The 4,543-nt window shown below is 46.2% G+C and carries 2 protein-coding genes; one reads left to right on the top strand and one right to left on the bottom strand.

From position 1 onward, the window contains the following. Positions 1–105: 105 nt before the first annotated feature. Positions 106–2,619 (bottom strand): Ig-like domain-containing protein, encoded by a 2,514-nt coding sequence (locus tag MRY86_RS21465; protein ID WP_293564101.1) that lies wholly within the window; start codon positions 2,617–2,619, stop codon positions 106–108. Positions 2,620–3,104: 485 nt separating this feature from the next. On the opposite strand from MRY86_RS21465, the gene MRY86_RS21460 reads away from it, so the two are divergent. After that, complete coding sequence (locus tag MRY86_RS21460) at positions 3,105–4,349, top strand: hypothetical protein (RefSeq protein WP_293571917.1); 1,245 nt, start codon at positions 3,105–3,107, stop codon at positions 4,347–4,349. Positions 4,350–4,543: the final 194 nt, after the last annotated feature.

Here is a 4,543-nt window from a genome sequence, read left to right as displayed (position 1 = left end):
CGATTAAGTGGTTTGCCACAGCAAACCTACTCAATGTCAGCATTTACGCTGGGAAGTGGCTTGCTCCGATGTCGCAAACCACTTCGTATTGCGTATAATCCGGCTTTACCGGATCACCTGGAATTTCTTGTTGACCACGCCACGCTCGGTGTAGGCTGACAAAACGTAGATGCCATTGGCAAAGTCCCCTACAGATATCTGCATGCGGTTCGTCAGCACATTATCGGAGTCGAACATTGGGCGACCGGTCAGGTCATGCACCACGATGCGTTCGAAATCTTGCTGCCCGTTCAGGTGGACATTGATGAAGTCCCGGTTGGTCGGGTTTGGATAAAGTTTCAGCTGATTGGCATCAAGCGGCTCATCTTTCGCTTCCTCATCCAAACGGATGTGGATCGTTGCCCCACCTATATTAATGCCGTAAGAACTGCCACTACCATTCATCACGGTAGAAGAACCGCCGCCAACCTGCAGGGCTAGTGCGCCGTCGTCGTCACGGAAACCGTCTATATCATCAATCACAATAAACTTAACACTGCCGATTGTACCATATCCATTCGCAGCGATTGCATTTGTACGGGTAAAGCCAGCATTAAGCGTCCCCTCCTGATCATCCCGCTGCATATACAAAATGGGTGAATTGTAGGTCAACCAGCTGTTGGATTCAAAATCAACGAATACAGAACCCGGCACCACCAGGTCTGAATTATAAGAGAATGGGAAAGTGAAACCATATACATTCTCTGCCGGATTACCGGGCGTTCCCATTTTCATTTTCAGCTCTACCAAATCGCCCGGACTGACATAAAGGTCACCCTCCAGCACAATCTCGTCTTCATAAAACGGGATAACGGAAGCCGTCATAGAGTGGGCATTACCATAAAAGTTGCTAATGGCCGTCGTATCCGCAGCGGTAATCAGGCTATCCCCATCTGTATCGAGGTGCTTCAGGTCGATAGGCAGGTTTTGGAATGGGTCATTCCAGTCATCACCATACTTGCCGTACCAAAGGTCAGGGTTAGCATCGGCACGTGGGACACCTACTTCACCAATAGCCCAACCGATTGTCAGCAGGTCCTCCATATCCACAATGCCGTCAAAGTTGGCATCGCCGGACCAGATACAATCATCAAAGCACATGGGTTCGGAGCCGTCTCCTACATCCAGGATATCGATATCAATTTTCACCGTCTTCAGATAAGCGCAGCTGCCATTGATCTTAACGCAGTATTCCAGTTCAATTTCATCCAGTCCGCTGTCTACACCATCATTAGGGGTGTAGATTATGAGGTTATGACCGGTGATTGACTGACCCAATATGGTTGTATCCACCTCACCCTCCAGGAAAATGGTAGATCCCAGGTTACCGCTCTCGATAATATCAAAGGAATAGGACTGAATAGGCACGCTGTAGCCCACCACAAGTGGGGTCAGCTTGGGCGTACTCATCCGGAAGTTGGTAGCAGAAGGCTCGTATTTGCTTACAAAGACGTAAACTGTTGCTGTTTCGGACTGACTGCCCGTACCGCCCGGAGGACAGGAAGTGTAAGTAAACCAATCTACGCCGGTAAAGCCTGTCGGCGGTGTGTAGCGGAATACGCCCCGCCCGTCAGCCTGAGGATTGTAGGAGGCGGTCCCATACTCTGGCTGAGCCTGCAACTGCACGCAGCTGGCATCTGAACCAAAGAAGTCATTCTCCAATGCATCAATTTCCACCTGCCCTTCAAAAGGCGTCATATGGAACTCGTCATCAACCGCGAAGGAATTGTCCTCCAGGTCCATCACGTCAATTTCAATAACTTTATCGGCGCCCTGATAATCAAAGGCGAGGTAATCAGTACCGACAAAGTCGGTATTCGGCTCGTAGTATGGGATAAAACCATCATTCGTATAGGTACCTTCAGCAGGTGACTGAGTCAGTGTATACTCCTGAGGGATAAAAACCGGGAGCGTTGTATTCTTTTTCGTAAAAAGTTTTGTTGTGTCTGATTGCCCTGCATTCTGCCCCAATACGCTGATGCTTACCGTGCCATTATCGCAGGTGCCTGTACTGTCGCAGGCGACATAGTTAAGGTAGGCCGTGCCTTCAAAATCTGTACTCGGGGTGAAGGTAATTGCACCGTCCGTTGCCGAATAAGTGGCGAAGCCATTGTTGGCCAGCGGAATATTCTTAAGGTAAATAATCCCGGTGGTTGTCAGGTCATTCTGCAGCACATCGATACTAACCGGTGTATTGACGTTGGTGGTCGCGTGATCGTGAAGGCACTCCACCGCTGAAGCCTTAACGACAATGTGAAAATTAACTTGCTCGTAGGAAAAGACATTGGTCCAGACCAGCATCGTGAAATCATCTGCCCCCATCTGCCCATCCGTACGCGTGTAGGTCAATTCGTAGTTGAAGGGAGACACTTCCGTCCAGCTTACGGAGCCATATTCCGGTGCAGAAACCAGCGCCGGGTCGTTTGGCTCAGAGGTAAAAGAAAGCGTGGTGCTGATTTGATTGTAGCCCTGGGACTCGTAAATCGTGTCCCTCACCGTAGTCTGACTAAGCCCCAACGCAGGGAGCCCCAGCAGAACGAGGAGCAGGATTAGATTTTGCTTTTGTAAAATTACATTCATGGATTGTGAATTTGTTCCCTTTGCCGTGGACTCAAAGGGAAATACATTGCTATTGTGTGCCTAAAATACAATAATTCTTACAATTCTACGCCGTTTAGGTTGCTCTGTTTCAGTATAAGGCCTGATTTTTTTCTCCCATGGCCTTGAAACCAAACCTCCTAAGTAGAATTCGATCCTTAAAAAGGTATCAGTTGTGAAAAAAATATCGTTACTTTTGTAGGGCTCAGACCTCGAGGGTAGACCTGAGTAGATTTGATGTAGTTTCCTATTCGTTGCTACCGACAAATATATACAATCTGATGGACATGTACAATAGTAAACTATTTGCAATTTTACAGCACTTCGATAAGTACGAACAGAACCGGTGCCGGAAGTACATTCAGTCGCCCTATTTCAACCGAAGTGAGGAACTACTGACACTGTACGAGGCCTTTCTCAAGGCCATTAACCGCAGCAAAAAGAACGGCGGGCTGGATAAAACCTATTTGTGGTCAATTCTCCAGCCAGATAAGCCCTACGATGATGTGCGGTTTCGGAAATACTGCTCGGACTTGCTAAAATTGGTGGAAGGATACCTTGGTCAAGAGGTATATGAAGCCAGTCCTGTAAACAAATCCATAAATCTCATTCAATCAGTAGGACAAAGAAGGATAGAAAAACTATATAATAGTGCTGTTCGCTCAGCCAACAAGACCTTAGAAAAATCTCCCTTAAAATCTTCTTCTTTTTACCTCAAAAGATTCGAAGTTGAAAACCGAAGTTACGAACTTGATGAAAACAAGCATACCCGAACATTAAGGAGCAATCTCGATGCATTAAACCATAACCTTGATATCTTCTATTTTGCAGAAAAACTGAGGTATTATTGCGCTGCTTTGAGCAATAGGTTTGTCACGGAAAAAGATTACAATGTCAGATTTATCAAAGAAATCATTGAACATATCAAGCAAAAGGATATTGGCAAAATCTTACCAATATCAATTTATTACCGAGTATTACTGACGCAGGAAAATGAAGGGGAAACACAAAATTATTATGTTCTCAAAGAATTACTGGAAAGACATGCATTATCTTTCCCTCAGCTTGAGGCCATGAATATTTATATTTCTACGATAAACTACTGTGTCAGGCAAATCAACCGGGGCAATCAGGAATTCTTAAAGGAAATCTTTGAACTCTACGAAGATCTGATAAAAAAGGAGATCATTTTCCTTAACAACGAGCTATCTCCATGGCACTTCAAAAACTTAGTGGTCGTAGCACTAAGGTTGGGGAAATATGAGTGGACGGAAAATTTCATAAACACCTACTCAGAAAAACTACCCCTTGCCTTCCGCCAAAACGCCATCTCTTACAACCTGGCTCAGGTCTATTTCTATCAAAAAAAGCACGAGAAGGTGATCGAGCTCCTGAGGGAAGTAGAATACGAAGACGTTGCCTACAACCTAGGCTCCAAAGCCATGCTCCTGGCCACCTACTACGAAACAGATGAAATGGAACCGCTATACAGCCTTATCGAAAGTTTCCGAGCGTACCTCAACCGGCATAAAGACATACCTGTTAACCGCCGAAAAAACTATGGCAACCTTATCCGCTTCACCCGGAAACTAACCCGGATTATGCCTGGCGATCAGTCTGCTGTCGACAAATTTAAGAAGGAACTCAAAGAGACGAAAAACGTCGCCAGCCTCAACTGGCTCAAAGAAAAACTAGCCGAGCTGGAAGGCTAGCCCCTTCAGCCAAACAGGCTGAAGGGGCTAGCCTTCATTGCCTGTTTCTAAAAACCATCGATATCGTCATTGATAACGAAGGCTTCCGCCTCAGAACCTGCCCCGCCTTTGACTTTCTTCGTTTCTGACGTGGAAAGGACGACCGTTGTGGGCTGCTTGGAAATGTCTTCAAGCTTCAGTTTTTGCTTCTTCAT

Source organism: Phaeodactylibacter sp., assembly GCF_022763345.1.
GTDB lineage: Bacteria > Bacteroidota > Bacteroidia > Chitinophagales > Saprospiraceae > Phaeodactylibacter.
Note: the sequence above shows the minus strand (reverse complement) of the source record. Positions and strands in the feature narration are given on the sequence as shown.

Excerpts from the sequence above, each read along its gene's own strand:
- MRY86_RS21465 (WP_293564101.1), bottom strand. The coding sequence starts at position 2,619 with ATGAATGTAATTTTACAAAAGCAAAATCTAATCCTGCTCCTCGTTCTG.